Consider the following 25,558-nt stretch of genomic DNA (forward strand, 5'->3'; position numbering starts at 1 on the left):
TTTTTCTCAAAATCTTTCAAGGTTATTTCACTGTTCAGTTATCAAGGTTCTTTGCGTTTTGTTGCTGACCTGCAACTTTTACAGAATATCATGTCTGTCAGCTTTTGTCAACAACTTTTTTCATTTTTTTAATTCTTATCTCCCGCCGCAGCAGGTGTTTTCTGCGCGGTGGAGTTTTATAATAGCACGTCATTTTCGGGATGTCAACACCCTTTTTTCGGTTTTTTTACACACTTTTTTCAGGCGGTTTATGGTTTCCAACAAAAAGCAATAGATATTGTGGATTCTGTTTTTTCATCCTACAATATCTATTTGCTGATATTTTTATGTCATTTTAAATTTATTATACATTTTAGAAAATTCCGGTAAATATCTGTACCAGAAGATTATGCTGATAGAGAAATGCGAGGAACTCATTTTCTCCGATATATGTCACCAGCCGCGTGCCCCATTCTGTGGCTGCCATAATATGTATCAGATAAAATGCTACCCAGACTATAAGAAATCCTTTCACACCGCCTGCCAACATTCCCATGAACCGGTTGATTCCTTTCAGAACCGGAAGCTTCACCACCAGATCCAGCACATTCAAAATAATATGAAGAACCAGATATACCACCACATATGTCACTATGCAGGCAATCAGACTGATGATAAAATGCGTGATTTTTTGTGCCATTGCCTGATAAACTCCGCTATCTGCCAATGCCTGATGGACCGCATCACTTCCCGCTTCTGCCGCTTTGTCCATAAGGGCATCCAGTTCTCCGCCACTGATACCATTTTCTTCTAACTGCTGTCTGGTCTCTTCGGACTTCTCCTGTGCTTCCCGGTCCAGCCGGTCCTGCGCATTTTTTTCCACATGCTCTAAGCATTTCTCCATGATTCTCTCATCCAGTTCTGTGTTTTCTTCTATATAGGTTGTAATCTTTGGAGCTGCAACTGACACCACTGCAAGGGTGATAATCATTGCAAGCAGGGAGAATACTATTTTTATAAATCCACGGAAGTATCCCTCCAGGGCACATACTACCAGGATTCCAATCACACATATCAATAACCAATTCACTTCAGTCTTACCTTCTCTGTTGTTCCTTCCATTATAAATATATAACCATTCTGGCTGCCGTCTGAAATTACATCATACAGCGGTGTATCAAATGTATAGGAAAATTTCTTTACACCATATGTATTGTAAATCTGACACTCTGTGGCGTTCCGGATACAGATTTCTCCATTTCCAAGGAAGTACACATTTTCATAATCCATGGTAAAATCCTTGCTTAATACATGTTTGCCACCGGTATTATAAATTTCCATATGGCGGCTTTCTTCTGTGCTTTCGGTATTGGATTCTGCCTGCACATCATTATTGTAAATGATGCCAATATAATTTTCACTGGTAAATACACTCTTTATTTCCTGGTTCAGCGCAATTTCATCATCCGGCTCCGGTTTCTGGGTACCTCTGAACAAAATAATTTTGGAATCGCCAAATGCCACCAGACGGTTGTTATCGGTAAATTCTATCTGTGGTATTATCACATCCGGATAGTCGAAGCTTCCTACCATATAATCAATCTCATTTTGTCCTACTGAGCCAAAATTGTAGAATTTGATTGTGCTGCATACTTCTCCATTATTGACCGTGAGCATGGACACTGCTAATTTCTTTCCATCATTGCAAAGGGAAATATCCAGCGGATAACCGCTTTTTTCTGTATAGAATGCGCCGGACACCAGATTTTTGCCATTTTGGTCATACATACGGATGTAATTCTCTCCGTCACTCTCCATCCATACTGCCACAACGCCCTGGTTGGCTACGCTTATTCTGGAGATGTTCATCGGTGTCTCAATTTTGCCCTGCATTCCCGCCTGATTCATGATATAGATTTCAGTTCCGCCCCTATCTGCCAATGCCACATAATCCTCACAGACATCTGCCATTGGTTCTTTCATCTCATAGGTCTGGTTCCAGTACACTTCATCATTGGCGTCGGTATAAATTGCCCCATCGTTACTATATTTGATAAAACCATTTCCATATGCAAGAAACTGGCTTCCAGCAGTGTCCTGACGTTCCACGCTTTTTTCTACCGTGTAACTATTATATTTCCGCAATTTCTGAAAAAAGAAAATCCCCAATGCTGCAACAGCTGCCAGTGCCAGCAACAACAATATGATTTTTATTATTTTCAAACGATGTTTCCGTATTTTGGTACTCAGTTCTTCTTCGTCTGTTTCGATGGTACGAAACTGTGTTTTATCTGCCATTTCTGTTTCTTAACTCCTGCTGTTCTCTTCACTCTTCTATTGATTATAGCCTATATTCCATGTTTCGGCATTATTTTTTTCTTATGGAAGTATTAATTTTTCGCCAACCTTTATATTATCGACATTTTCAATCCCATTTGCCGCACACAAATCTGCCACATGGGAAGCATCCTGATATATCTTTTTACTGATGGAAATCATGCTGTCTCCCGGCTGCACAATATAATAGCCCTGCTGCAATATAATTTCCGCCTCGGACTGGGGCTGTGTACTTGCGGATGCTGCCTGGTCAGATGTATTATCCGGTGCTGCGGTGTTATCCGGTGCTGCCGTGTTATCCGGTGCTGCCGTGCTATCCTGTGCTGCCGTGCTGTCCGGTGCTGCCATGTTATCCGGTGCTGCCGTGTTGTCCGCAACCTGTAAGTTTTCTGCATTCTCTTTTTCTGTTGGTTCTACCTGTCCCGCAAGGTCCTCGATGACCAGCTTTGTCTGGGTTTCCGTATCCGGTGCAGGGTCTGTTCCTGATGAATCATTTTTCTGTTCCATGACACTGACCGCAGTTTCTAGTTTCTTCATTTTCTCATAATTATTGAACATGCTGATGCCTACAACTATGATTGCAATGACCACAAGAAGACCACTTCCATAAACCAGTGAATGAAATGCCGGCAGTTGAAAATTCTTTTTTGGTCTGTTTAAGACCAGCTCCCGGTAGTTTTTTAATGCCTCATCCCGGACTTCCTCCGGTTTCACTTCCTGCGGTGTGTCTTTCCGCGATACTATCATATACTCCTGCATCGCCTGGTTGCGTTCATAATAGATATAATAGCCTTCTTTTTTATGAACGGCTCCCTCTTCATATATGTATAACGTTTCTTCTTTTTCCAGGGAATCCGACAGCAGCAGAAGTCTATTGTTTCCACCAAAGAAATTTTTCAGTATCCGTTCCAGTTCCGGTGTCAGGCAGGGTGCTATCCCCTTCTCATCATAAAACCAGCCCAGTAGTGTGCTTCCGTCAAAATAGCGTTTAATTAAGGTGCATATTTCTGTCCGGATTTTCTCCTGAAAAACCGGAGCTGTCCCACAATATGCAATTTCCGGCAATTCAAATGCCCCATTTACATAGATATTCGTGTTCTTGCCATGGGTTTCGGTTCTGCCCACCAGAATGCATACCCTCCGTTCATTCATTCCGAGAAATGCCGGATGCAGATAGGTGTATACATAATCTTCTATGAAAATGTGTTTTTCACCCTCTGGCGTCCCAATCTGGCGGAAATTTCGTGGAAACGTTGCCGTATCCTCCGCCTTCTCGTTCGTTCTTCTATTTTCTGTCACTATATTTCCTGTTGCGGTATTTCCTGCCGGTGCATTTCCTGTTGCTGAATTTTCTATTTCCTTCCGTTGTATAATCTCTATCACGTCTGCCGCCCCTTTCCTCTTGTCCTGGGACAACCATAACACAGAGGCGGCGGATTTTTTGCCATATCATGGATGGCGAAAAATGAAGTTTCTGACAGGTTTTTACGAAAAAAGCTGCCACTTTTTCAGTGACAGCTTTCCTTTTTGTCTTTTTTAGTTTTCTTTTACAAAGGCTTTTACCTTTTTGTAGATACTTTCTGCATCCAGTCCGTATTTTGCAATCAGTTCCGGTGCCGGGCCCGACTCACCAAAGGTATCATTTACGCCAATGCGGAGCACTTTGGCCGGTGCTTTCTCGCAAAGGACTTCACATACAGCACTTCCAAGTCCACCGATGATGGAATGTTCTTCTACGGTTACGACTTTGCCTGTCTTAGCGGCTGATGCAGCAACTAATTCTGCATCGATTGGCTTAATGGTATGGATGTTTATAATCTCTGCATCAATGCCATCTGCTGCCAACATTTTCTCTGCTGCTAATGTCTCGCTTACTTCCAGTCCGGTTGCAAAGATGGTAACATCTTTTCCTTCTTTTAAGACGATTCCTTTTCCGATTTCGAATTTGTAATCTTCGTTATCGTTAAATACAGGAATTGCAAGTCTGCCAAATCGGAGGTAAACCGGTCCTACATGTTCATATGCCGCTTTTACTGCAGCTTTTGCTTCAATATCATCACTCGGATTAATCACTACCATTCCAGGAATTTCACGCATCAGTGCAAGGTCTTCTAAGCACTGGTGGGTTGCACCGTCTTCTCCTACAGAGATTCCTGCATGGGTTGCACCGATTTTTACATTCAGGTGTGGATATCCGATTGCGTTACGCACCTGCTCATAAGCACGTCCTGCTGCAAACATTGCAAAGGAGCTCATGAATGGAACTTTACCGCAGGTAGAAAGTCCTGCTGCGATTCCAGCCATATTTGCTTCTGCAATTCCACAGTCCAAGAAACGTTCCGGAAATGCTTTCTTGAAGATTTCCGTCTTGGTTGCACCTGCCAAATCGGCATCTAATACTACAAGGTCTGTGTGTTCCCTGCCCAGTTCTACTAAAGCATTACCGTAGCTTTCTCTTGTTGCAATCTTCTTTACTTCTGACATAATGCTTCACCTGCTTTCTTCAATTCTTCCATTGCCTGTTCGTACTGCTCGTCGTTTGGAGCTTTTCCATGCCAGCCCACCTGATTTTCCATAAAGGAAACTCCTTTTCCTTTGGTGGTCTTTGCGATGATTGCAACCGGCATGCCTTTTACTTTCTTTGCTTCTGCAAAGGCATTACGGATTTCTTCCATATCATTTCCATTGATATTGATTACATGGAAATTGAATGCTTCAAATTTCTTATCAATCGGATATGGAGAACATACTTCTTCTACCGTTCCATCTATCTGAAGGTTATTGTTATCTACGATTACAGTCAGGTTGTCTAAGTGATGTGCGCCTGCCCACATGGCAGCTTCCCAGATTTGTCCTTCCTGAATCTCACCATCACCACACATTGCATATACCCGGTAATCCTTATCATCCATCTTACCAGCCTGTGCCATTCCTACTGCGCAGGACAGTCCCTGTCCTAAGGAACCTGCAGACATATCAACACCCGGAATATGTTTCATATCCGGATGTCCCTGTAAATAAGAACCTGTATGACGCAGTGTCACAAGATCTTCTACCGGAAAATATCCTTTGTGTGCCAGTACAGAATATAATGCCGGAGCTACATGTCCTTTCGACAGCACAAATCTGTCGCGGTCTGCCATCTTCGGATTCTTCGGATCCACATTCATCTCTTCAAAATACAGATATGTCATAATATCTGCTGCGGAAAGTGATCCGCCTGGATGTCCGGATTTTGCACTGTGCAATGCCGTAACAATACTTTGTCTTACTTCATTTGCCTTTTTTTCCAACTCTGCATTCGTCATTTTACTTAACCTTTCTCATGAATAAGCTTGTTTGTATCCATTACAACTCCACACGTCCCTCTAACGCGCGAAGTAATGTTACCTCGTCAATGTATTCCAAATCCCCTCCCACAGGGACGCCGCTGGCAATTCTTGAGACCTTGATTCCGGTCGGTTTCACCAGCTTGCTGATATACATTGCTGTTGTCTCTCCCTCTAAACTTGAATTGGTGGCAATAATGACTTCTCTTACATCACCCTCCAGCCGATGTATCAGCTCCTTGAGCTTAATGTCATTCGGTCCGATTCCAAGCATCGGAGATATTGCCCCATGAAGTACATGATATACTCCTTCATATTTTCCAGTTTTCTCATAAGCTGCCAGATCCCTGGTGTCCTCTACTACCATGATTACGCTGTGATCCCGCTGGGGATTTTTGCATATCGGGCAGAGTTCATCATCGGTCAGGGTCAGGCACTCTTTGCAGTAGTGTATATTCTGTCTTGCATCTAATATGGAACGACTTAATTTTTCCACATTTTCTTCCGGCATATTCAAAATATGAAATGCCAGTCTCTGCGCCGACTTTGGTCCAATTCCCGGCAAGCCGGAAAGTTGTTCTATCAGACGGCTTATCTGACTGCTGTAATAGTCCATTCTGCTTCCTCTTCTCCTTCAGCTGATTAGAATGGGAATCCGCCGCCAAGTCCACCCATGCCACCGGTAATCTTGGACATGGACTGCTGGGAATATTCTTCAATCTGGCGCAGTGCCTCATTGGTTGCTGCCATAATCATGTCTTCTAACATTTCTACATCATCCGGGTCAACTGCTTCCGGATCAATCTTTACTTTGGTTACTTCTTTCTTACCGGAGACTGTAACCTCAACTGCACCGCCACCTGCTGCGGCTGTTACTTCTTTCTCCTCTAACTCCTTGGATGCCTCTTCCATCTGGCGCTGCATCTTCTGTGCCTGTTTCATAAGGTTTCCCATATTTCCCGGCATTCCGCCCGGAAATCCTCCGCCTCTTTTTGCCATGTTTCCATTTCCTCCTGTATTTTATTCATCTTCAATGGTTATATCCATATTGATTATCTGTGACAAATCCACATAGGATTCTTCAAACGGACGATTCGACTGATTCTGCTGAATCTGAATCTCCACTTCTTTTTCTATATAATCAGAAATCACCTGTCGGATTTCATTTCTGTGGTCTTCCTCTTCCACGTAGCCTGCTGCAACCGGGTCATCCAATACAATCATCAGACGGTCATCCCCGCCAAGACTTAAATGTGCCGACTTAAGATAGGTGCGCACCACGCCGCTCATCTTCGGTAGAATGGAATTCCAGTTCTTTACAATCTGTTCCACATCTTCCGGGATTGCTTTTGGCATTGGCGGACGGCTGACCGGTGCTGCTGCCTCGGCCGGCTGTGTCGCGGTATTCACCGGTGCTGCCATGGGAATTCCCTGCTCCATCTTCTTTTCTAACTTTGCTAACCGGTCTGTAATGGAATCCATGTTGGTCTCCATTGCAGGTTTACATAATTTTATAATTGCAATTTCTATTAAAATTCGTTTCTGGGAAGAATATTTTACCTGATTGGACAGCTCGGAGAAAATCCGGATATACCGCATCAGCACATCTGCTTCTACCAACTGGGCTTCTTCTTTTAAAAGTGCCATGTTCTCAGAAGACATATCTAAGACTTCTTCCATATCGTCTGAGCCTTTTAACAAAAGCAGGTTTCTTAAATACCAGGTAAAGTCATTGACAAACTGTCCTAAATCTCTTCCCTCGATGACCAGCTCTTCTAACTGCGAAATGGCTCCTGCCACATCTTCTGCCAGCACTTTCCGCAGTAATTTAGAAAAGACTTCCGTATCTACAGCACCCAGCACCTCTAACACATGGTCATAGGTCAACTTCTGTCCCAGATAAAAGGCGATGCACTGGTCTAAAAGACTTAAGGCATCCCGCATAGATCCGTCTGCCGCTTTGGCAATATAGCGGATTGCCCGTTCTTCCACTTCCACATTTTCCTTTTCCATCAGTTCCATCAGGCGGTCTGATATGGTCTCAATGGAAATTCTCCGGAAATCATACCGCTGACATCTCGAAAGAATCGTAATCGGTATCTTATGGGCTTCCGTGGTTGCCAGTATAAAAATGACATAGGAAGGCGGCTCTTCCAGGGTCTTCAACAATGCGTTAAAGGCTCCGATGGAGAGCATGTGCACCTCGTCTATGATATAAACTTTGTACTTTCCTTCTGTCGGGCGGTATGCTACCTCTTCCCGGATTTCACGGATATTATCTACGCCGTTATTGGATGCCGCATCAATTTCGATAACATTCATGGAACTTCCTGCCGCAATTGCTTTACAGCTTGCACATTCTCCACAAGGGCTTCCATCTACGGGATGTTCGCAGTTGACTGCCTTGGCAAATATTTTTGCGATAGTTGTCTTACCGGTTCCTCTCGTTCCACAGAACAGATATGCATGGCCGATACGGTCTGCCTTTATCTGGTTCTTTAAGGTTGTTACTATATGCTCCTGTCCTTTGACATCCGCGAATTCCTGTGGGCGGAACTTACGGTAAAGTGCCATGTATGACATCTATTCCATCCTCGCTTCTCTTAATCTCCAAAGCTGATTCCAATGGTCTTTGCTTCTTTAATCATCTGACAATCCGGGTCAACAGTCTTTAACTTGCCAGCCACATCCTTCAGTGGAACACGCTTTGTCTTATCATTAATCATCGCAATCATGTATCCGTAATCTTCATCAATGATTGCCTGGGCTGCTGCTGCACCAAGCCGTGTACAGAGTGCACGGTCATATGGGCATGGACTGCCACCGCGCTGGGTATGGCCCGGTACAGTTACACGTACTTCGGTGCCACTGCGTTTCTCAATCTGGTCTGCAATCTCATAGGATACAGACGGATATTTATAATTCTTTAACTTCTCTTTGTATTCTTTCTTGGAAAGTGCTGCATCTTCCTTGGAAATAGCACCCTCTGCTACCGCAAGAATGGTAAAGCCTTTTCCATCCCTGGTTCTCTTATCTATTGCTTCGATGACTTTATCAATATCATATGGAATTTCCGGCAGTAATATGATATCTGCGCCACTGGCAACACCTGCGTACAGGGTCAGCCAGCCCACTTTATGTCCCATGACTTCTACGATAAAGACACGATTATGGGATGCTGCTGTTGTGTGTATACAATCAATAGCTGCACATGCTACATTGATTGCACTATAGAAACCAAAGGTAATGTCTGTTCCATAGATATCATTGTCGATGGTCTTCGGCAGATGGATGACATTTAATCCCTCTTCCCGAAGGAGATTGGCAGTCTTCTGTGTTCCGTTTCCGCCAAGGATTACCAGACAATCCAGTTTCAGTTTATGATAGGTCTGCTTCATTGCTTCCACCTTATCCAGCCCGTTCTCATCCGGCACACGCATCAGTTTAAATGGCTGTCTGGAAGAACCTAAGATAGTTCCGCCCTTGGTAAGGATTCCTGAAAAATCCTTTGATGTAAGCAGACGGTAATCGCCATAAATCAATCCCTTGTAACCATTATAAAAACCGTAGATTTCCAACTCATCCACATTATGACTTAATCCTTTTACCACGCTGCGCATTGCTGCATTTAATGCCTGACAGTCTCCGCCGCTGGTCAACATACCTATTCTTTTCATTTGCTGCATCCCTTTCTTTGCTTATTGTTGTGCATACGCCCACACATCCAAAATATATTATAATATATTTTTTTTTAGGGTACAAGCTATAATGCCCGCTTAAGCAATTTATTTACAGGCAATTACTTTTAAGATATAATCCCATACTCTCTTTGTGGAAGAAATGCTTAATTTCTCCTCTGTGGTATGAATGGCAATCATATCCGGTCCGATGGAGACAGCATCCAGTCCGTCAATCTTACCTGCTAAAATGCCACACTCAAGTCCGGCATGAATTGCTTCTACGGTCGGCTCTTTTCCATACATTTCCTTGAAAATGCGGACCATATCATCCCGGAGTACAGAATCCCTGCGGTATTCCCACGCAGGATAATTACCGGTATTGGTGACTCTTCCGCCAAACTCTTCCACCAGCGCAGCAATACGTTTCAAAAGATATTCTTTTGCGGTTCCCACTGCACTTCTTACGGCATACTGCAGAGTCAGCTTGTCTTTTTCCAGAGTCAGAACGCCAAGGTTTAAAGAAGTCTCTACCAGTCCCTTGATGTCATCACTCATGCGAAGAATTCCATTTGGAAGCAGGTTGATTAAAAGCACTGTTTTTCTTGCCGCAGCTTCTGTTAATACTTCCTTCTCACAGTTTTCTTCTACTGCTACGGATATCTGAATATCCGGATCACTGGTGGAAAATTCATGGGTGATTTTCTCTGCAATTTCTTCTATTTTATGGACAAGCTGTGTGGCATCTTCCTGTACCATAAGCTCTGCTGCACTTTCTCTTGGAATGGCATTCTGCTTATTTCCGCCGGATAATGCTGCTATCTGATAATGATATTCATCTTTTAATTCCAAAAGAATTCTTCCCAGTAAAATGTTGGAGTTGGCTCTTCCTTTGTCAATTTCCACGCCGGAATGTCCGCCCTTTAAGCCTGCCACATGAATAGAAACAAGATTTCCTGCGCTCTTTTCCCATTCCGCCGGAAGCTCACATACGGTGCTGCATCCACCGGCACAGCTTACCAGCATGATTCCTTCATTTTCAGAATCCAGGTTCAGAAGCTTCTTTGCTTTCAAGTGGGAAACATCCAGTGCTACGGCACCTTCCATGCCAACCTCTTCGGACACGGTACAGATAAATTCGATACGCGGATGCGCAATACTGTCAGAGTCTAAGATTGCCAGTGCGTATGCAACTGCAATTCCATCGTCGCCGCCAAGGGTTGTTCCTTTTGCACTGATATAATCTCCGTTTACTTCCAGTGTCAGTCCGTCATTTTCAAAATCAATGGTGCTGCCCGGTTCTTTCTCGCACACCATGTCCATATGTCCCTGAATCATCAGTGGTGCAACGTCTTCATAGCCCGGTGCTGCCTCTTTGATGATAATGACATTTTTTACTTCATCCTGATAATATTCTAAGTTCCGTTCCTTTGCGAAGTTTACCAGATAATTGCTGATTTTCTCCTCTTTATAGGATGGACGGGGAATATTGCTGATTTCTTCAAAATAATGAAATACCTCTTTTGGTTCTAAGCCTGCTAATGCGCTCATTATGATTCCTTCTTTCTTAATTTATTCTCATATACGATAAAATGGTTGTTATGCAAAATCTTGATATACTGGGACAGTCTCTCGTAAAGAGGTTCTGCCTTGTCACCGAATCTTTCTTTTACCAGTGTACCAATCTCATAGATGGTTTTCTTTCCATCCATCTGCTCCCACACGAAGCTGCCGAATTCATCCAGCTCGATATAGCTGTATTTCGGTTTCTTAAATAACACCTGTGCGATTTTGTTAAACACACCTTTGTTATGCATTTTTATTTCTATTTTGCCATCTTTGTTCTTATTACATTCAAATAATGTATTCGGACGTGGGATATAATCTAAATAATTGTCTTTTTTCTTTGCCATATTGCCTCCTATTATCTTCGCTAGCAGTATAAAACATCTGCCGCCTTTTCGCAAGACGGCAGATGTAAGAACTACTTTATTCTGTTTTTAATTTTCTTTTTTCTTCTTTCCACGGATGAAAAGGATTAAAGTTACGGCAAGTAATGCAAAGAATACCAGTCCGCCAATGTTTCCTAAGCTGAAACCGAATATTGCAGATAAGTTAAATGCATCTGCAAAGGTCTCTCCCTTGAATGGAATGACTGCGCAGACTGCAAGGAGTATTCCTACCAGACCCTCTCCAGCAATCAGACCGGATGAATAAAGCACTCCATTTTCCACTTTTCGTTTCTTCTCTTCTTCAGATTCACCCTTCTTCTTATCGAAGTATAAGCGGATTAATCCACCAACAATCATCGGTGTGCTTAAGTAAATCGGAAGGTAAAGACCTACTGCAAATGGCAATACCGGAATTCCAAGGATTTCTACTACTACTGCAATACCAACACCTGCAAATACCAGTACCCAAGGAAGGTTTCCGCCCATAACTCCTTCTACTACCATCTTCATCAAGGTTGCCTGCGGTGCAGGGATTGCTGAGGAACCATAGCTCCATGCTGCATTTAACAGATATAATACTCCACCGATTGCAATAGCAGATGCTGCTACACCGATGATTTCACCAACCTGCTGTTTCCAAGGTGTTGCTCCTACCAGATAACCGGTCTTTAAATCCTGTGATGTATCTCCGGCGATTGCTGCGATGATACAGATGACAGAACCGATTGCAATAGAAGCTACCATTCCAGGCATTCCGATGGTTCCGGTTGCTTTTAAAATCATAGTTGTGATAAGCAGTGTTGCAATTGCCATTCCGGATACCGGGTTATTAGAACTTCCTACGATACCAACCATTCTGGATGATACGGTTGCAAAGAAGAATCCAAAGATTACGATAATAATTGCTCCAAGAAGGCTTACCGGAACTGCCGGAACCAGCCACATGATAATAGCCATGATTCCAATCGTAAGAATTACGATATTTATTGGAATATCTTTATTGAGACGGCTGTTGTCGCCATTTCCTTTGCTTCCGTAGCTCTTTAATGCCTGACGGAAGGTCTTTGCGATAAGTGGCAGATTCTTTACCAGGCTGATGATTCCGCCTGCTGCAACTGCTCCTGCTCCAATGTAACGGATATAGTTTGACCAGATTCCTGATGCGCCAAGTTCAGATACCGGAACGCTTGCCGGGAAAATGGTAAGGTCTGCACCAAAGAGTGCGATTAACGGCATCAGTACGAACCAGCCAATTACTCCACCCGCAAAAATGTAGGAAGATACTCTGGCTCCACAGATATAACCAACTCCAAGAAGTGCCGGAAGTACATCCATTCCGACTCCGGAACCCTTGTAAGATTTGATTTCATAAGTCACTTCACTCGGGAATACTTTCAAACCATCTGTGATGAATTTGTATGCTGCTGCAATTCCCAGACCGGCAAATACGGTACTTGCTTTTGCTCCGCCTTCTTCTCCGGCTACCAGTACTTCTGCACAGGCTTTTCCTTCCGGATAAGGAAGCTTTCCATGCTCCTGTACGATTAATGCACTACGAAGTGGAATCATGAACATAACTCCGATGACACCACCGATTAATGCAATTAATGCGATTTCCACTAAAGATGGCATGCTTGTACCACCTTCCTCTGCCCACATGAACAGAGCCGGGAGTGTAAAGATTGCTCCTGCTGCAAGAGACTCTCCGGCAGAACCGATGGTCTGTACCATGTTATTCTCCAGAATGGAGTCCCTTCTTAAAATTACGCGGATAATTCCCATGGAAATTACCGCTGCCGGTATGGATGCCGACACTGTCATTCCTACTCTAAGTCCTAAGTATGCGTTTGCCCCACCGAAAACTACAGCAAGCAGAATACCCAGAATAATAGAGACTGGCGTAAGTTCCGGCAAAACTTTGTCTGCCGGAATATACGGCTTGAACTCTTTTTCATTATTCATTTGTCTAATCCTCCTAGTTATGGTCACTATAACCAATATAAATAATATTATACGGGTATTTTCCAAGTCTGTCAATGAAATCTGCTTGCATCCGGCAGGAAAATATTGTATGATATATATGTTATTGTGCAAAACACTTTACCACACGAATCCAACAAAGTGTATGCACTCTTTTTTATCTGGAGATGTATCGAAGTGGTCATAACGGGGCGCACTCGAAATGCGTTAGCCCTCCGGGGCACGCGGGTTCGAATCCCGCCATCTCCGTTTCATAAAAAGTGCCGGTGGAATATTCCATCGGCACTTTTTATACACTCCGGCACCTGTGTCCGGTATTATTTTTATTCCGGCAAATCCGGTATCAGTTCCACATAAATCTGATCAAAGTATTTCTTTAATTCCTCCCGGATTCCATTTCTGATTCTGGTGAGGGACTGCATTGTAATAATATCATTGGGACTGTCTATGTATATTTCCACCCAGGTTTTTCGTCCGGTCTGGATGACATCCAAAAATTCTATCGTATAGGAACAGGTCTGCATATATTGTTCTGCTATGGAACGTATCTGGTCCATCACTTCCTGCTCCGGTGCAAAGAGCACCAGCTCCCTGAGTCCATGCAATATCATTTTCACCGGTTCTACAATTAAGATTAATGCCATCACAATTGCTACTACCGGGTCTATGTACGGTGCCAGCCATTCGTACGGTGTCTTCTGCAGAAGGAACTGTCCGAAGAATGCGGCGGATACGCCAAAACTGCTGACTACATCCAGTTTCCAGTTATACATTTCCGCTTTTACCACTACGGATGCATACCGTTTACTGAAATAATGAAGCAGGAAATAAATGACAAGGCAGCCGGCAAATACGCCAAACTCAAAGCCTGCAAGCTGGCTGGCATTTACCATATGTCCACCATGCAGGATGCTTTGAACACTGTCAATTAAAAGCTGGATGGTAACTACTAAAAGCACACTGTACTTGATTACCAGAAATAAAGATTCCACCTGGGAAAATCCATATGGTCTGCGTTCCGTTACCGGCCGGTACAACAGTGGCACCAGCACCAGAAACGGTCCTATCATTATTAAATCTGTCACATCAAATACGCAGTCCATCAATATTGCATGGGAATGACTGATATATGCCATAACTCCTTCTGCTGCTACAAAGAGTACGCTTCCAATAAAGGACAGGTTTATCATTCTTTTTTCCAGTTTCATTTTACTGGCTGCATTCATTTCCTTAATTACCGGTAAATCTTCATTGGCTGTACGGACTATTTTTCGTTCCGGCATTTTCTTTCCTCCCATTCCTGGCTGTTCAAAAGCACATCAGATATATTCTCTTTAAAAAATCACATCAAAAATCGTCCCTCCAGACGGACTGGCCTTAACTGTTATACTGCCATCATGCACTCTCACAATTTCATGAACCAAAGCAAGTCCCAGACCTACGCCCCCCAGTTCCCTGCTTCTGGATTTATCCACACGGAAGAATGGTTCAAACACGCGCTCCCGTAGTTCCTCCGGGATTCCGCTTCCTGTATCCTCTACTGACAGATAAACATGCTTTTCCTTCTGATACGCAGTAACTGTAACCTGTCCACCTGAATGATTATATTTTATTGCATTTTCAACAAGATTATATACCAGCCTGTAAATAAGAATATCACTTCCGACCATTGTTGTATTCTTGCATTTTCCAGCAAGCTTTATATTTTTTTCCTGTGCAAGAGGTTCCAAATCTGCCAGCACTTCATCAATGAGAGCGTCAACTGCAATTTTCTCATCTCTCCCCACCGTCTGAAGTTCGCTCATGTCAAGAAGTGTCTTTACCATCCTGCTGAGCCTGTCATTCTGTTCCGTAACCATCTTTATCGTCTGTAAAGTATCTGTATCATTGCCCGGATGTCTGGCGGAATTATATAAATCAAGCTGTACCTGCATTAAAGACAGCGGGGTTCGAAGCTCATGTGCTGCATTTGCGGTAAATTGTCTTTGTATCTCAAAGGCATCCGAAAGGCGTTCAAGCATTTTGTTATATGAAGCACTAAGCTGGTTCAGTTCTTTCACCTGATTCTCTTCTATCCGTGAATCTGCCAGATTCTGTGCCTGTACTTCTTCGATTTTATCCGAAAACTCTCTAATCGGTCTGAGGGCACGCCCACTTATAAAATATGTAGCCACTCCACCAAGAAGCGCCAATAAAGCTGAAATTATCAGGCTGCTTTTTTTGTAATCCGTCTTATTGTTATATACCTGGACCGAAAAATCATTTGCAAATTCGTCCCACTTGTCTTCCGGAATACTGATATATATTTCGTCTGATTCATTTCCATTCCCATCTCCCTGTGCATCAACAGTCTCCTGCAGGGAATCCATATAATACACACCGTTTTTATAGACCAGCATAGTCAGGCATCCACATATTACCGCAATATATAATGTAATGATACAGGTAAGCCTCCACTGCAGCGACATTCTTCTCATTTATCGGACTCCTCTCGTATTTTATACCCCTCTCCCACCTTGTTCAAAACCGGATCATATCCAAGCACGGACTTTAGTTTTCTTCTGAGTGACGACATATGCACTCTGATGGAGCCGCTAAAGCTATCCACGGATGCATCCCAGACATGCTCTATCAGTTCCTCCTGGCTGACCGGTCTGCCAAGATTAAGAAGAAGGTATTCCAGAATACCATTTTCTTTTCTTGTCAGGGGAACCATTTTCCCTTTTGCATATGCCTCGCGTCTTATCGTATTGAACTTAATTTCACCACTTTCCAGGCATATATCCTTCTGCACAAATTTTCTTCTTGTCAGGCTTCTGATACGTGCCTCAAGTTCCTGCAAATGAAACGGTTTTTCCATATAATCGTTTGCACCTGCATCCAGTCCCTCAACCTTATCGGCAATCTGTCCTCTTGCAGATAATATCAGGACCTTCGTCTCCTCATTTTTCTGTCTAAGTTCCCTTAAAATGTCCATTCCATCCATACCCGGCAGATTCAGATCCAGAACAATCAAATCATAATCCTCCGCCAGAATGCATTCCAGTGCCTCTTCCCCGTCATAGCAGGTATCCACCTCGTAACCGGCATCATACAGACTTTTTGCAATTGTGTCGCATATTTGTTTCTCATCTTCAACTATTAATAATCTCAAAAGCTTTCACCTGTTTCTTAACAAAAATTTTACAACTGCTATTGTATAATACCCAGGTCAGCAGGTCAATAAATTCAATAAATGAAAGGAGCAACAATATCTTGAAGTGTCAAAAAATATCTCAAATTGCCTTGCTTATCACCGGTATCACTATGGTCAGCTATGGTGCAATCAGAGGTGAAGCAGCTGCCGTATTTGGCAAAGCAATAAAATTATGTCTGGAGTGTGTCGGAATTGGATAAGAATAAAAAAATAATATCAAAAAGAGCTGCCGGAATACGTGGATGGATACAGGCAGCTGCCACGCTGCTTACTAATATTCATATTCCCAATTTATTCAAGGGTAAAATATATCAGGGCAGTGCTAAAACGGTATGTGTACCCGGATTAAACTGTTATTCCTGTCCCGCTGCATCCGGAGCCTGTCCTATCGGAGCTTTTCAGGCAGTTGTCGGTTCATCGCGATTTAAATTTTCATACTACATAACAGGATTTTTTATTTTACTCGGTGTGACACTTGGGCGATTTATATGTGGTTTTTTGTGTCCGTTTGGATGGTTTCAGGATTTAATCCATAAAATTCCCGGGAAAAAATTTTCTACAGCCCGGCTGAAACCACTAAGATACCTGAAATATCTTATCCTTATTGTTTTCGTTATACTTCTGCCAATGTTTGTAACGAACTCCATTGGGATGGGGGATCCGTTCTTCTGCAAATACATTTGTCCTCAAGGCGTTCTGGAAGGGGCTATACCTCTTTCACTGGGAAATGTTGCCATACGATCTGCACTGGGAAAGCTTTTTTCTTTTAAATGCCTTATTTTAATTACAGTTGTTGTGTTAAGTATTTTGTTTTACAGACCCTTCTGCAAATGGATTTGTCCTCTCGGGGCAATCTACTCACTGTTTAACAAGGTCAGCTTTCTTAAAATTAAGGTTGAAAACAGTAAATGTGTCGGATGCGGTCAATGTTCCAATGCCTGTAAAATGGATGTTGATGTGCTCAAGACCCCGGATCATCCGGAATGCATACGATGCGGAGCATGTATAAAAGCCTGCCCTAAAGATGCCATCCACTATCAGTTTATGGGCATGCCATGTGAAAAAAGAGCATCCGTAGACAACAATATTCAAAAAAGTAACCATTAATTTTATTATCAATTATTCAAAGGAGAAATTATTCATGAAAACAAAAAGAACCGTTATTTCTATTTTTACCCTCTGTACAGCATTATTGTTTACAGCCTGCAGCGGAAAAGGAACTTCAAACACAGATGCTTCCCGCGATACCCAGACCGAAGCCGGCTCTGAAGTTTCCGGCAGTTCCAACACTACGCTGGATGATTTATATCAGCAGGAGAATCAGCTCTTTGCTGATCATGAAGATGCATGGAACAAAGCATTTGGCATGATGAATAAAAGTACTGCTGATCCAAGCGGAAATTACGCCGACTATCTGGCTGCCACCGTCGAATCAAATAAAGACTCATTTACAGAAGATGAATTAAAAACTCTTACAGATGATATTGAAACGATTCGAAAAATCGAGGAACAGATAGCAGCAATTGAAAAGGACAATACAGCATCTGACAATGCCTCCCAGAAGGATAATTCTGACGATACCTCTCCTTTCAGGAATTTCTCCGGTCAGGATTATGATGGTAATTCTGTTGACGAAAGCCTGTTTTCCGGAAATGCAGTAACTGTCGTTAATTTCTGGTTTACCGGCTGTAAGCCTTGTGTTGCCGAGCTGTCAAAACTTAATGAATTAAATGATACCATCAAATCCATGGGAGGAGAGGTAATTGGAATCAATACAGAAACCTTTGATGGAAACGAGGATGCCATCAAAGAAGCTGCAGCTGTTCTGGAAAGCCAGGGGGCAGCATACCGCAATCTTTCCATTGACTCTGCTTCAGATGCAGGTAAATATGCTTCTGATATTATGGCATTCCCTACCACAATTTTAGTCGATAGAAATGGTAATATTGTGGGCGATCCGATGCTCGGTGGAATTGATAATCAGGACAACTATGATACCCTGATGAAACAGATTCAATCTGTAATTGATGCTGACGGTGCCAATAAATAAAACGCCCCTGTGGCTGCAGTTCCATTGCAGTCATTCTGGTTATATGATATCCGCCGCCCATCGTTCTTTCCCAAACGATGAGGCGGCGGTTTTTTGCAAATTACATCTATCTGACTTTTACTCCGGTTCAACATAAGTTGTAAAATATTTACTTCTTTAAATATTTTTCTTTAATGTTCCGAGATATTCTCCATTACAATAAACAAAGGGACCTGCTTCACCCTCTTCTCCAAAATATTCCGGTCTTAGTGACATAATATCGAGCAATTCATCCATATTATGCACCCTTGTTGCCTGATACGGCTGTTCAAAAGCGATTTTTTCTATAAACAAATAATAGTCACTGTACTTTATCAGAACACCGGTATGCCCCACAAAAACAACATCCGAGTATGGGTCATATATTACTATGCTAAGAAGAGAGAGCCTGTCACTATCCACTTGAAATCCATAATGTTTCCAACTATCGGAAAATGTATTTTCCGGGTGACTGCCATCTGTTACACTTTTTTCTCCATAGAGTGTGGTGAACATATTTTTATTCTCTTTTATGCTTTCATACCTGTCCACATTATCTATTGCTTCTGTATCAAACATTAAGTAGGTACCCTCATAGCTGTCTTCTGTCGATTCTGCACGGAGCACACCATCCAGCAGAAGAAACGCTGTCATTCTGCAATCAGCATCCGAATAGTCATGGTTCTGTTCCCAGCCATCCATACATTTTCCAATATCTGCTTTCATTTTTCCGGGATCTGACCAGCTATCCTCCAGTCCGGCATTTTTTCCGGCAGTATCCGCGAAATCAGTCGTCCATTCCCGAAATGTATCTACATGGGAAGCTCCTGCTGATTCCAGTTCTTCACAAATCCCGGCAATGGTGTCTTTTCCTCCCATATATGTTGCAGCCGGCATCTCCTGATTCTGCGATGCTTCTGTACAGGCACACAGCAGCATGGACAGGAATACCATTGCTGCTGACAATCTCATTGTTGTTTTGATTTTATTTTGCCTTTTCAACAGATAATACCTCTCCCTCAAACGGATCTACCTCAGAAATTGTTCCTGTATATTTTACCGTTACAGTATCTCCATTGCTGACATTTTCCAATCCCTCCGGTTTTTCTTCAAAAGTAAAACTATATGGCGTATCATTCTCATCTGTCACAACAAACATAAAATCCTTTATCTCATCAATGGTTCCTGTTAATTCTTTTTCTTCTGCTGTTCCTTCTTCTTTTCCCTCTTCGCTGCTATTTGTGATTGCATTATCCTGCTTCACCTCTGTCTGGCCACATCCTCCAAATAATCCAGCCCAAAATACCATTCCCATTACGATAGTGATTAATTTTTTCTTCATCATCCTATACCTCTTTCTTTTTTATCATATTTTACAGTCTTTAAAATACATCCCTGTAATGCCGCTTTGTAGAATTCCAGTCCACCATCAGTACATAGAACACTCTGCCGTATCGTCCATTTTCCACAATTCTGCCATGGTCAAGCACCCTCAGTGAGGTTCCATCTGCTTTCCGCAGATGGAAGTGTACATAATCATTGGAATGTCCTCCCCCTATCTGCTGCCAGATACTTTCTTCAACCTGCTCTCTTTCTCCTTCTTCAATCAGGTTACGGAAGCTTCCTTTTGTATACTCCTGCAGTTCTGCCATGTTCCTGCATCCGGTGAGACGGATCATCTCATGGTTCGCAAAAAGAATTTCATCATTTTCTTTATCTGCTTTATAAATAATAAATGCTCCCGGAAGATTTTCCGAAACATCCTTCAATGCAAATCCAAGCTGCTTTCTGATTTCAAGTCCAATTCCTTCCCGATACTGAAGACAGCCATTTTTCCCGTCAAGCTTTACTTCATAAAGTGCTGCATCTGCACAGCGCATCAACCGTGAATAGTTTTGTCCCTGCAACGGATACTCTGCATATCCCAGGGAAATAGTATATGTCACTTTTTCACCTTCATACCAGAAAGAACGCTTCTTTTTTGTAAACTGCTCCAGCTTTTCCCTTACTTCTTCTCCGGTGCAATTATCTAAGAAAATGCAGAATTCATCTCCACCTTTCCGTCCAAGCACTGCATGTTCCGGGAACGATTTCCGCATGCTTTCTGCTAATATCTGTAATGCCTTGTCTCCGGATTCATGTCCATATATGTCATTAATAAATTTGAAATCATCAATGTCAAACTGCGCTGCCACGCAGGAAGCTTCCGGATACTTTTTCAAATACTGTCTTACCTGCTCCTCAAATCCATGCCTGTTATTGATTCTGGTCAATACATCGGTTACAGCCAGCTTTTTAAATCTATTTTTATGCTCATCCAAAGCCAGAATCATAGAGACAAGTCCCGTCAGCAGCAGAACAATCAACAGTCCGCCAGCCAGCAGTCCATAAAAGTGCTCATAATTCGACCAGCCTGCCTTTGGCATGATTTCCAGTTTCCACTGACTTCCAACTGCTTCAAATTCATAAGCAACCGGATCCGTCAGAATTGCTCCTGAGCTACATACTTCTTCATATGTTGTATCCCATGGGGAAACGGTCTTTGATAACGTATAATCATAGTCAAAATCCGAAAGTGCTTTTAATGAATCAAAAAAAACATCCGGTACACGGATAATTACAATGGTAAATCCCCAGAATTCTTCTTCTCCGTTTTCATTTTTCAGGTATATCGGATTTCGTACTGCCATTCCGTATCCACCCTGCTCTAACTGAAACGGTCCCTGCATAATTTCAATATGGTTATCTCTGGCATAACGGGAAATTTCTCCCCTGTCTGCATCATTGAACAAGTCGATTTTTCCGGCTTCATTGCCCTCTTCCGGATATACCTCTGTTACTACACCATCCGGTGCAAGCTGGATACTCTGGGCGGAACCCATCATCATATCCTCTGCCACCTCTGAAAATTTATTAATCCTGCCATTTTCACTGACCAGAAGCTGCTTTAAAGCTTTTGTAACTCCAACTTCCTGTATAATATCAGACTTTATCCGCTCAGAATATACCATTGCATTCAGATTCGCCATTTTTCTGCTATTGTTTTGCTGTATATTTCCTACTCCATATAATACAGCTCCCAAAGCAGTCATCCCAAGCAGTAATACCATGACTGGCAATATTATTTTTCTCTTTTGTATCCGCATTTTCTGTCCTCACAACTACCCGAAAATCTTATTTCTCTTCTCATTCTGCTTCCTGTTATCAGGTATGCACTGAGTATAAACCCAAAAATCAGAACGCACAATATCAAAACAGCCGGGCTTCTCCTTCTATTTCCGTTCTTACTGGAATGCCACTACCTCGTAACCTGCCGCCTGCGCTGCATCAATAAATCTTCCAAGAATGGCTGTATTGGTGGCAGACTCCGCATGTAAAAGATAAATTGCTCCCGGATGCATCCGGTCTTTTAATTTCTGTAACGCTTCTGACTCGCCTGGCTGGTTATTGACATCATAGTCCTTGTATGCAAAGCTCCAGAACACGCTCTTGTAGTTGCAGTTATTGACCACTGCTAAGGACCGGTCACTGAATTTACCCGCCGGGAACCGGAACAGGTGCATATCATAGCCAAAATTATCCTTAATATACTGATGGTTCTCCATGACTTCATTTTTCTGCTGCTCCAGGCTCTGGGATGGAAGGCCCTCGGACGGATGGGTCACGCTGTGATTACCAATCTCATGTCCCTCGTCAATCATCCGCTGTACCAGCTCCGGCTGTGCCTTGGCATATGGCTCTGTCACAAAAAAGGTTGCCTTTACGCCCTTTTCCTTTAAAGTATCTAAGATTTGCGGCGTACAGCCATATTCGTAGCCTTCGTCAAAGGTCAGATAAATCTTCTTTTCATCTGCTCCGATAAAATTCGCCTGATAGTCTCCGTATTTTTCCTGATAAGAAACAGCTCCAATCGGCCGGTTCTCTTCATCAAAATTCACGCCCTGCCCCCAGTTCTGACAGGTTCCATCCAAAGCTTCCACATTGGCAATCTGCTGGTTGGTAATAACTTCTCCAACGTTTTTCGTATCTTCTGTGGCGGTACTGTCTTCTGTGCTGCCGGAGGTTCCATCTGTGTCTGTATCACCTGTTGTAGTATCTCCGATGGACGTATCTGCTTCTGTATTTCCACCTGTTCCGTCACCATGGTAAGTCTTATAAGTAGCAATAATGGCATCTCCAATAGCCGCCGCATATGCTTCCTTATTATCATCAAAAAGCTGATTGTCTTTGGCATTATTCATAAATCCCATTTCAACGATACAGGACGGCATATGGGAATGGCTGTTTACATAATAATCCTTTGAACTGCTCTTCTGGGTTCCCTTTTTCACATCACGATCGCGCTGTACACCGACTCCGGCTAACCCCTGCTGGATATTTCCGGCAAGTCCCATGGTCTCTTCATTGGCTCCACTGTATACCCATGTCTCTACTCCATATCCTTCTCCGGTATTCCGGTGCAGGGATACATAATAATCTGCTTCCGCTTCATTTGCTATATCACATCTCTCTGACAGTTTTAAGAAGGTATCATCACTTCGCGTCATGATGACATTCACATCTTTTTCCTGCAAATAACTCTGTACTGCAAGTGCCAGGGCAAGAGTATCATCTTTCTCATAGCGGTTCTTATAGTCAGAACCATTGTCCTTTCCGCCGTGTCCCGCATCAATGCACACCGTCAGTCCCTTCTTATCCGGTTCCTTCTCCTCTTTATCTCCGGACAGCTTTTCCAGTATACTGATGGTATAGTCTCCATTCCCATCTATAATAGGAAGATGTTTTTCCAAAACACCGGTCAGAAGGTTTACGATTCCCAGCACTAACAGCAATACCAGTACACAAAAAACTGCTGAAATTGCATTTCTTATTCTCTTTAATTTCTTTCTTCGTTCTCTTTCTCTTCTTGTAGACAATGCTTTTCTCCGTTGTTTCTTATGTTTTCCGTAATTGCTTACAATCTATTTTCATTGTAAAGCAGCCCTTGCGATGGGTCAATTTAAGATTTCTTAAATTTTTTATAAATTGGTTTAATCCTGTTTTAATCCTTTTATAGCCTGTGTTAAATTATGATTTAATCACATTTTGTATGGTAATGTGTTAGTTTGTTAAAGCCTTTATTCAAATCATATTTGCCACTGCACATTTCCGTTAAGCGGCTATTTTGTCTGTTTTCATTTTAAATATTGGTACTCTTTTTGCTTTTTTTGTGATTTTTTGGACAGTTCTTTCCCCTTGCCCCTAATCTATAGCATTTTCATTTTTCCGATTATATAATCAGACTAAACAATATAGAAATTGCCTTTTAAGGAGGGGTACCATGCGTATTTATAAAGCAAAGGATTATAATGAAATGAGCCGTAAGGCTGCTAATATTATTTCTGCACAGATTATTATGAAACCGGACGCTGTATTGGGACTTGCTACCGGTTCTTCCCCAATCGGAACTTACAAACAGTTAATCGACTGGTATAATAAGGGGGATCTTGATTTCAGTGAAATCCGCAGTGTCAATCTGGACGAGTACAAGGGACTGGATGCTTCCAATCCACAGAGCTACGCATATTTTATGCGCCACAACCTGTTTGATTCTGTTAATATTAAACCAGAAAATACCAATATTCCAAACGGTCTGGAAACAGACATTGAAAAGGAATGTACCCGTTACAATAATATCATCAAAAGCTTAGGCGGCATTGATTTACAGCTTCTTGGTATCGGAAACAACGGACATATCGGTTTCAACGAGCCGGGCGAAGCTTTCGAAAAAGAAACCCACTGCGTAAAACTGACTGAAAATACCATTCAGGCAAACGCACGTTTCTTCTCTTCTATTGGTGAAGTGCCTACTCACGCTTACTCTACCGGTATTAAAAATATCATGCAGGCAAGAAGCATCCTTCTGATTGCTTCCGGTGAAGCAAAGGCAGAAGCTATGTATCAGGCCCTGTTTGGGCCAATCACTCCGACTGTTCCTGCTTCTATCCTGCAGTTACATAACAACGTATCCATCGTTGCTGATGAAGCAGCTCTTTCACTGATTATTAAAAATAAACTGATTTAAGGGGGTATTCGAATGATTATCCGAAACGGTCTTGTATGGAGTAATGACTTCACTTTCCATGAAAAAGACTTATATATCGATGATGCTACACATACAATCGTAGACAAAGCAGTTTCCGAAAACGAGGAAATTCTGGATGCAAAAGGCAATTATGTGATTCCGGGACTGGTTGATGTGCATATCCATGGTGCAAAGGGTCATGATTTCTGTGACGCAAATACAGACGGACTTTCCGAGATTGCAGCTTACCTGCATTCCTGCGGCGTTACATCCTTCTGTGCAACATCCATGACTTTACCTGAAAACCAGCTTATGGAAATCTTCGAAACTGTTTCCGGTGTACCGGATGACGGAAAGCATGCCTATGTAGCCGGTATTCATATGGAAGGTCCTTTCCTTTCCCCGGCAAAGAAGGGTGCCCAGAAAGAAAGTTACCTCTGCAACCCTAGTATAGACGTATTTTGCCGCTTGTCAGAAGCATCCAGTGGCAAAATAAAATTAATTACCATCGCTCCGGAACTTCCGGGAGCAGACAAATTTATCGAAAAAATCCATGATGAAGTTGCTATTTCTCTTGGACACTCTACTGCTTCTTATGAAATTGCCTCAAAGGCCTTCGCAGCAGGTGCCAGCCATGCAACTCATCTGTTCAACGCCATGCTGGCATTCCATCACCGTGACCCAGGTATTGTGGGTGCCGCTGCTGATGCCCCACATGCAATGGTGGAAATTATCTGTGATGGCATTCACATCCATCCAGCCGTTATCCGCAGCGTATTCCATATGTTTGGGGATGACCGCGTCATCTTAATCAGCGATGCCATGCGTGCAACCGGAATGGCAGATGGTACTTATGAACTTGGCGGACAAACTGTATACAAAAAAGGCCGTTTTGCAACCCTGCCAAGAGCATTGGAATGGAGAAAACCATCGGCAGTCTGACCCCGGGTGCAAGGGCTGATGTACTTCTGTTGAA

General features: G+C 42.7%; 24 protein-coding genes and 1 tRNA gene. 6 read left to right on the top strand and 19 right to left on the bottom strand.

Annotated elements, in window-relative coordinates; all coding sequences use genetic code 11:
* Positions 1–352: 352 nt before the first annotated feature.
* From DWY37_RS12560 to DWY37_RS12615, 12 genes are all read right to left on the bottom strand, one after another.
* A complete protein-coding gene (locus DWY37_RS12560) occupies positions 353–1,069 on the bottom strand; it encodes a CvpA family protein (RefSeq protein WP_118541073.1) in 717 nt (238 codons plus the stop codon).
* The gene (locus tag DWY37_RS12565) at positions 1,066–2,277 is read right to left on the bottom strand and encodes a DUF5711 family protein (RefSeq protein ID WP_118541075.1); all 1,212 of its coding nucleotides are present in this window, start codon (positions 2,275–2,277) and stop codon (positions 1,066–1,068) included. The genes DWY37_RS12560 and DWY37_RS12565 overlap by 4 nt, the downstream gene beginning before the upstream one ends.
* Before the next feature lie 81 nt (positions 2,278–2,358).
* Positions 2,359–3,699 carry a LysM peptidoglycan-binding domain-containing protein gene (locus DWY37_RS12570; protein WP_118541077.1) on the bottom strand — a complete coding sequence of 447 codons (1,341 nt, stop codon included), beginning with the start codon at positions 3,697–3,699 and terminating at the stop codon, positions 2,359–2,361.
* Between the two features lie 153 nt (positions 3,700–3,852).
* On the bottom strand, positions 3,853–4,800 hold the full coding sequence (locus DWY37_RS12575; protein WP_022244305.1) for a transketolase family protein: 948 nt from the start codon (positions 4,798–4,800) through the stop codon (positions 3,853–3,855).
* Positions 4,788–5,624 carry a transketolase gene (locus DWY37_RS12580; protein WP_117842076.1) on the bottom strand — a complete coding sequence of 279 codons (837 nt, stop codon included), beginning with the start codon at positions 5,622–5,624 and terminating at the stop codon, positions 4,788–4,790. Before DWY37_RS12580 ends, DWY37_RS12575 begins: the two co-directional genes overlap by 13 nt.
* Before the next feature lie 40 nt (positions 5,625–5,664).
* Entirely contained in the window at positions 5,665–6,261 is a 597-nt protein-coding gene (gene recR / locus DWY37_RS12585) for a recombination mediator RecR (RefSeq protein ID WP_022244307.1), read from the bottom strand.
* Positions 6,262–6,287: 26 nt separating this feature from the next.
* Complete coding sequence (locus tag DWY37_RS12590) at positions 6,288–6,644, bottom strand: YbaB/EbfC family nucleoid-associated protein (RefSeq protein ID WP_022244308.1); 357 nt, start codon at positions 6,642–6,644, stop codon at positions 6,288–6,290.
* Positions 6,645–6,665: 21 nt separating this feature from the next.
* On the bottom strand, positions 6,666–8,228 hold the full coding sequence (dnaX, locus tag DWY37_RS12595; protein WP_118541079.1) for a DNA polymerase III subunit gamma/tau: 1,563 nt from the start codon (positions 8,226–8,228) through the stop codon (positions 6,666–6,668).
* Positions 8,229–8,248: 20 nt separating this feature from the next.
* On the bottom strand, positions 8,249–9,322 hold the full coding sequence (locus DWY37_RS12600) for a 6-phosphofructokinase (protein ID WP_118544559.1): 1,074 nt from the start codon (positions 9,320–9,322) through the stop codon (positions 8,249–8,251).
* 108 nt (positions 9,323–9,430) lie between these two features.
* Positions 9,431–10,873, bottom strand: coding sequence for an aminoacyl-histidine dipeptidase (locus tag DWY37_RS12605; protein ID WP_117697860.1), 1,443 nt, complete (start codon positions 10,871–10,873; stop codon positions 9,431–9,433).
* Positions 10,873–11,235, bottom strand: a complete 363-nt coding sequence (locus DWY37_RS12610; RefSeq protein ID WP_022244312.1) for a PqqD family protein — start codon at positions 11,233–11,235, stop codon at positions 10,873–10,875. The genes DWY37_RS12605 and DWY37_RS12610 overlap by 1 nt, the downstream gene beginning before the upstream one ends.
* 87 nt (positions 11,236–11,322) lie before the next feature.
* A complete protein-coding gene (locus tag DWY37_RS12615) occupies positions 11,323–13,236 on the bottom strand; it encodes an OPT family oligopeptide transporter (RefSeq protein ID WP_118541081.1) in 1,914 nt (637 codons plus the stop codon).
* 181 nt (positions 13,237–13,417) lie between these two features.
* On the opposite strand from DWY37_RS12615, the gene DWY37_RS12620 reads away from it, so the two are divergent.
* A tRNA-Ser gene (locus DWY37_RS12620) sits at positions 13,418–13,503 on the top strand.
* A gap of 74 nt (positions 13,504–13,577) precedes the next feature.
* Here DWY37_RS12620 and DWY37_RS12625 read toward each other — a convergent pair.
* From DWY37_RS12625 to DWY37_RS12635, 3 genes are read right to left on the bottom strand one after another with little or no spacing between them, the layout of a single operon-like run.
* On the bottom strand, positions 13,578–14,537 hold the full coding sequence (locus DWY37_RS12625; protein WP_158575686.1) for a cation diffusion facilitator family transporter: 960 nt from the start codon (positions 14,535–14,537) through the stop codon (positions 13,578–13,580).
* Positions 14,538–14,588: 51 nt separating this feature from the next.
* Positions 14,589–15,731 carry a sensor histidine kinase gene (locus tag DWY37_RS12630; protein ID WP_117842080.1) on the bottom strand — a complete coding sequence of 381 codons (1,143 nt, stop codon included), beginning with the start codon at positions 15,729–15,731 and terminating at the stop codon, positions 14,589–14,591.
* Positions 15,728–16,408, bottom strand: a complete 681-nt coding sequence (locus DWY37_RS12635) for a response regulator transcription factor (RefSeq protein WP_022244316.1) — start codon at positions 16,406–16,408, stop codon at positions 15,728–15,730. Before DWY37_RS12635 ends, DWY37_RS12630 begins: the two co-directional genes overlap by 4 nt.
* A 101-nt stretch (positions 16,409–16,509) precedes the next feature.
* On the opposite strand from DWY37_RS12635, the gene DWY37_RS12640 reads away from it, so the two are divergent.
* The 3 genes from DWY37_RS12640 to DWY37_RS12650 are packed head-to-tail and all read left to right on the top strand — an operon-like array spanning position 16,510 to position 18,500.
* Complete coding sequence (locus tag DWY37_RS12640; RefSeq protein WP_330417618.1) at positions 16,510–16,650, top strand: CD1871A family CXXC motif-containing protein; 141 nt, start codon at positions 16,510–16,512, stop codon at positions 16,648–16,650.
* The gene (locus DWY37_RS12645; RefSeq protein ID WP_118057573.1) at positions 16,643–17,557 is read left to right on the top strand and encodes a 4Fe-4S binding protein; all 915 of its coding nucleotides are present in this window, start codon (positions 16,643–16,645) and stop codon (positions 17,555–17,557) included. The genes DWY37_RS12640 and DWY37_RS12645 overlap by 8 nt, the downstream gene beginning before the upstream one ends.
* Positions 17,558–17,591: 34 nt before the next feature.
* A complete protein-coding gene (locus DWY37_RS12650) occupies positions 17,592–18,500 on the top strand; it encodes a TlpA disulfide reductase family protein (RefSeq protein WP_118541085.1) in 909 nt (302 codons plus the stop codon).
* Positions 18,501–18,656: 156 nt separating this feature from the next.
* On the opposite strand, the gene DWY37_RS12655 is transcribed toward DWY37_RS12650, so the two are convergent.
* The 4 genes from DWY37_RS12655 to DWY37_RS12670 form a co-directional block, all read right to left on the bottom strand.
* Positions 18,657–19,520, bottom strand: coding sequence for a DUF4300 family protein (locus DWY37_RS12655; protein ID WP_243092112.1), 864 nt, complete (start codon positions 19,518–19,520; stop codon positions 18,657–18,659).
* Positions 19,504–19,863, bottom strand: a complete 360-nt coding sequence (locus tag DWY37_RS12660) for a hypothetical protein (RefSeq protein WP_022244320.1) — start codon at positions 19,861–19,863, stop codon at positions 19,504–19,506. The genes DWY37_RS12655 and DWY37_RS12660 overlap by 17 nt, the downstream gene beginning before the upstream one ends.
* A 37-nt stretch (positions 19,864–19,900) precedes the next feature.
* A complete protein-coding gene (locus DWY37_RS12665) occupies positions 19,901–21,664 on the bottom strand; it encodes a sensor domain-containing diguanylate cyclase (protein ID WP_118541087.1) in 1,764 nt (587 codons plus the stop codon).
* Between the two features lie 138 nt (positions 21,665–21,802).
* The gene (locus tag DWY37_RS12670) at positions 21,803–23,434 is read right to left on the bottom strand and encodes an N-acetylmuramoyl-L-alanine amidase (protein WP_243092113.1); all 1,632 of its coding nucleotides are present in this window, start codon (positions 23,432–23,434) and stop codon (positions 21,803–21,805) included.
* A 404-nt stretch (positions 23,435–23,838) separates the two neighbouring features.
* Here DWY37_RS12670 and nagB point away from each other — a divergent pair, with 404 nt between their 5' ends.
* Both nagB and nagA read left to right on the top strand, forming a co-directional pair.
* Positions 23,839–24,582: a glucosamine-6-phosphate deaminase gene (gene nagB / locus DWY37_RS12675; RefSeq protein WP_118541089.1), complete on the top strand. Its 744-nt coding sequence runs from the start codon at positions 23,839–23,841 to the stop codon at positions 24,580–24,582.
* Positions 24,583–24,594: 12 nt separating this feature from the next.
* Positions 24,595–25,524, top strand: a complete 930-nt coding sequence (gene nagA, locus DWY37_RS12680; RefSeq protein WP_330417619.1) for an N-acetylglucosamine-6-phosphate deacetylase — start codon at positions 24,595–24,597, stop codon at positions 25,522–25,524.
* The last annotated feature ends 34 nt before the right edge of the window (positions 25,525–25,558 follow it).

This window comes from Roseburia sp. AF25-13LB (assembly GCF_003478915.1).
GTDB lineage: Bacteria > Bacillota > Clostridia > Lachnospirales > Lachnospiraceae > Roseburia_C > Roseburia_C amylophila.

Coding starts and splice junctions, on each gene's coding strand:
- DWY37_RS12565 (WP_118541075.1), bottom strand. CDS start 2,277: ATGGCAGATAAAACACAGTTTCGTACCATCGAAACAGACGAAGAAGAA.
- DWY37_RS12575 (WP_022244305.1), bottom strand. CDS start 4,800: ATGTCAGAAGTAAAGAAGATTGCAACAAGAGAAAGCTACGGTAATGCT.
- DWY37_RS12580 (WP_117842076.1), bottom strand. CDS start 5,624: ATGACGAATGCAGAGTTGGAAAAAAAGGCAAATGAAGTAAGACAAAGT.
- recR (WP_022244307.1), bottom strand. CDS start 6,261: ATGGACTATTACAGCAGTCAGATAAGCCGTCTGATAGAACAACTTTCC.
- DWY37_RS12590 (WP_022244308.1), bottom strand. CDS start 6,644: ATGGCAAAAAGAGGCGGAGGATTTCCGGGCGGAATGCCGGGAAATATG.
- dnaX (WP_118541079.1), bottom strand. CDS start 8,228: ATGTCATACATGGCACTTTACCGTAAGTTCCGCCCACAGGAATTCGCG.
- DWY37_RS12600 (WP_118544559.1), bottom strand. CDS start 9,322: ATGAAAAGAATAGGTATGTTGACCAGCGGCGGAGACTGTCAGGCATTA.
- DWY37_RS12605 (WP_117697860.1), bottom strand. CDS start 10,873: ATGAGCGCATTAGCAGGCTTAGAACCAAAAGAGGTATTTCATTATTTT.
- DWY37_RS12610 (WP_022244312.1), bottom strand. CDS start 11,235: ATGGCAAAGAAAAAAGACAATTATTTAGATTATATCCCACGTCCGAAT.
- DWY37_RS12615 (WP_118541081.1), bottom strand. CDS start 13,236: ATGAATAATGAAAAAGAGTTCAAGCCGTATATTCCGGCAGACAAAGTT.
- DWY37_RS12625 (WP_158575686.1), bottom strand. CDS start 14,537: ATGCCGGAACGAAAAATAGTCCGTACAGCCAATGAAGATTTACCGGTA.
- DWY37_RS12630 (WP_117842080.1), bottom strand. CDS start 15,731: ATGAGAAGAATGTCGCTGCAGTGGAGGCTTACCTGTATCATTACATTA.
- DWY37_RS12650 (WP_118541085.1), top strand. CDS start 17,592: ATGAAAACAAAAAGAACCGTTATTTCTATTTTTACCCTCTGTACAGCA.
- DWY37_RS12660 (WP_022244320.1), bottom strand. CDS start 19,863: ATGATGAAGAAAAAATTAATCACTATCGTAATGGGAATGGTATTTTGG.
- DWY37_RS12665 (WP_118541087.1), bottom strand. CDS start 21,664: ATGCGGATACAAAAGAGAAAAATAATATTGCCAGTCATGGTATTACTG.
- nagB (WP_118541089.1), top strand. CDS start 23,839: ATGCGTATTTATAAAGCAAAGGATTATAATGAAATGAGCCGTAAGGCT.
- nagA (WP_330417619.1), top strand. CDS start 24,595: ATGATTATCCGAAACGGTCTTGTATGGAGTAATGACTTCACTTTCCAT.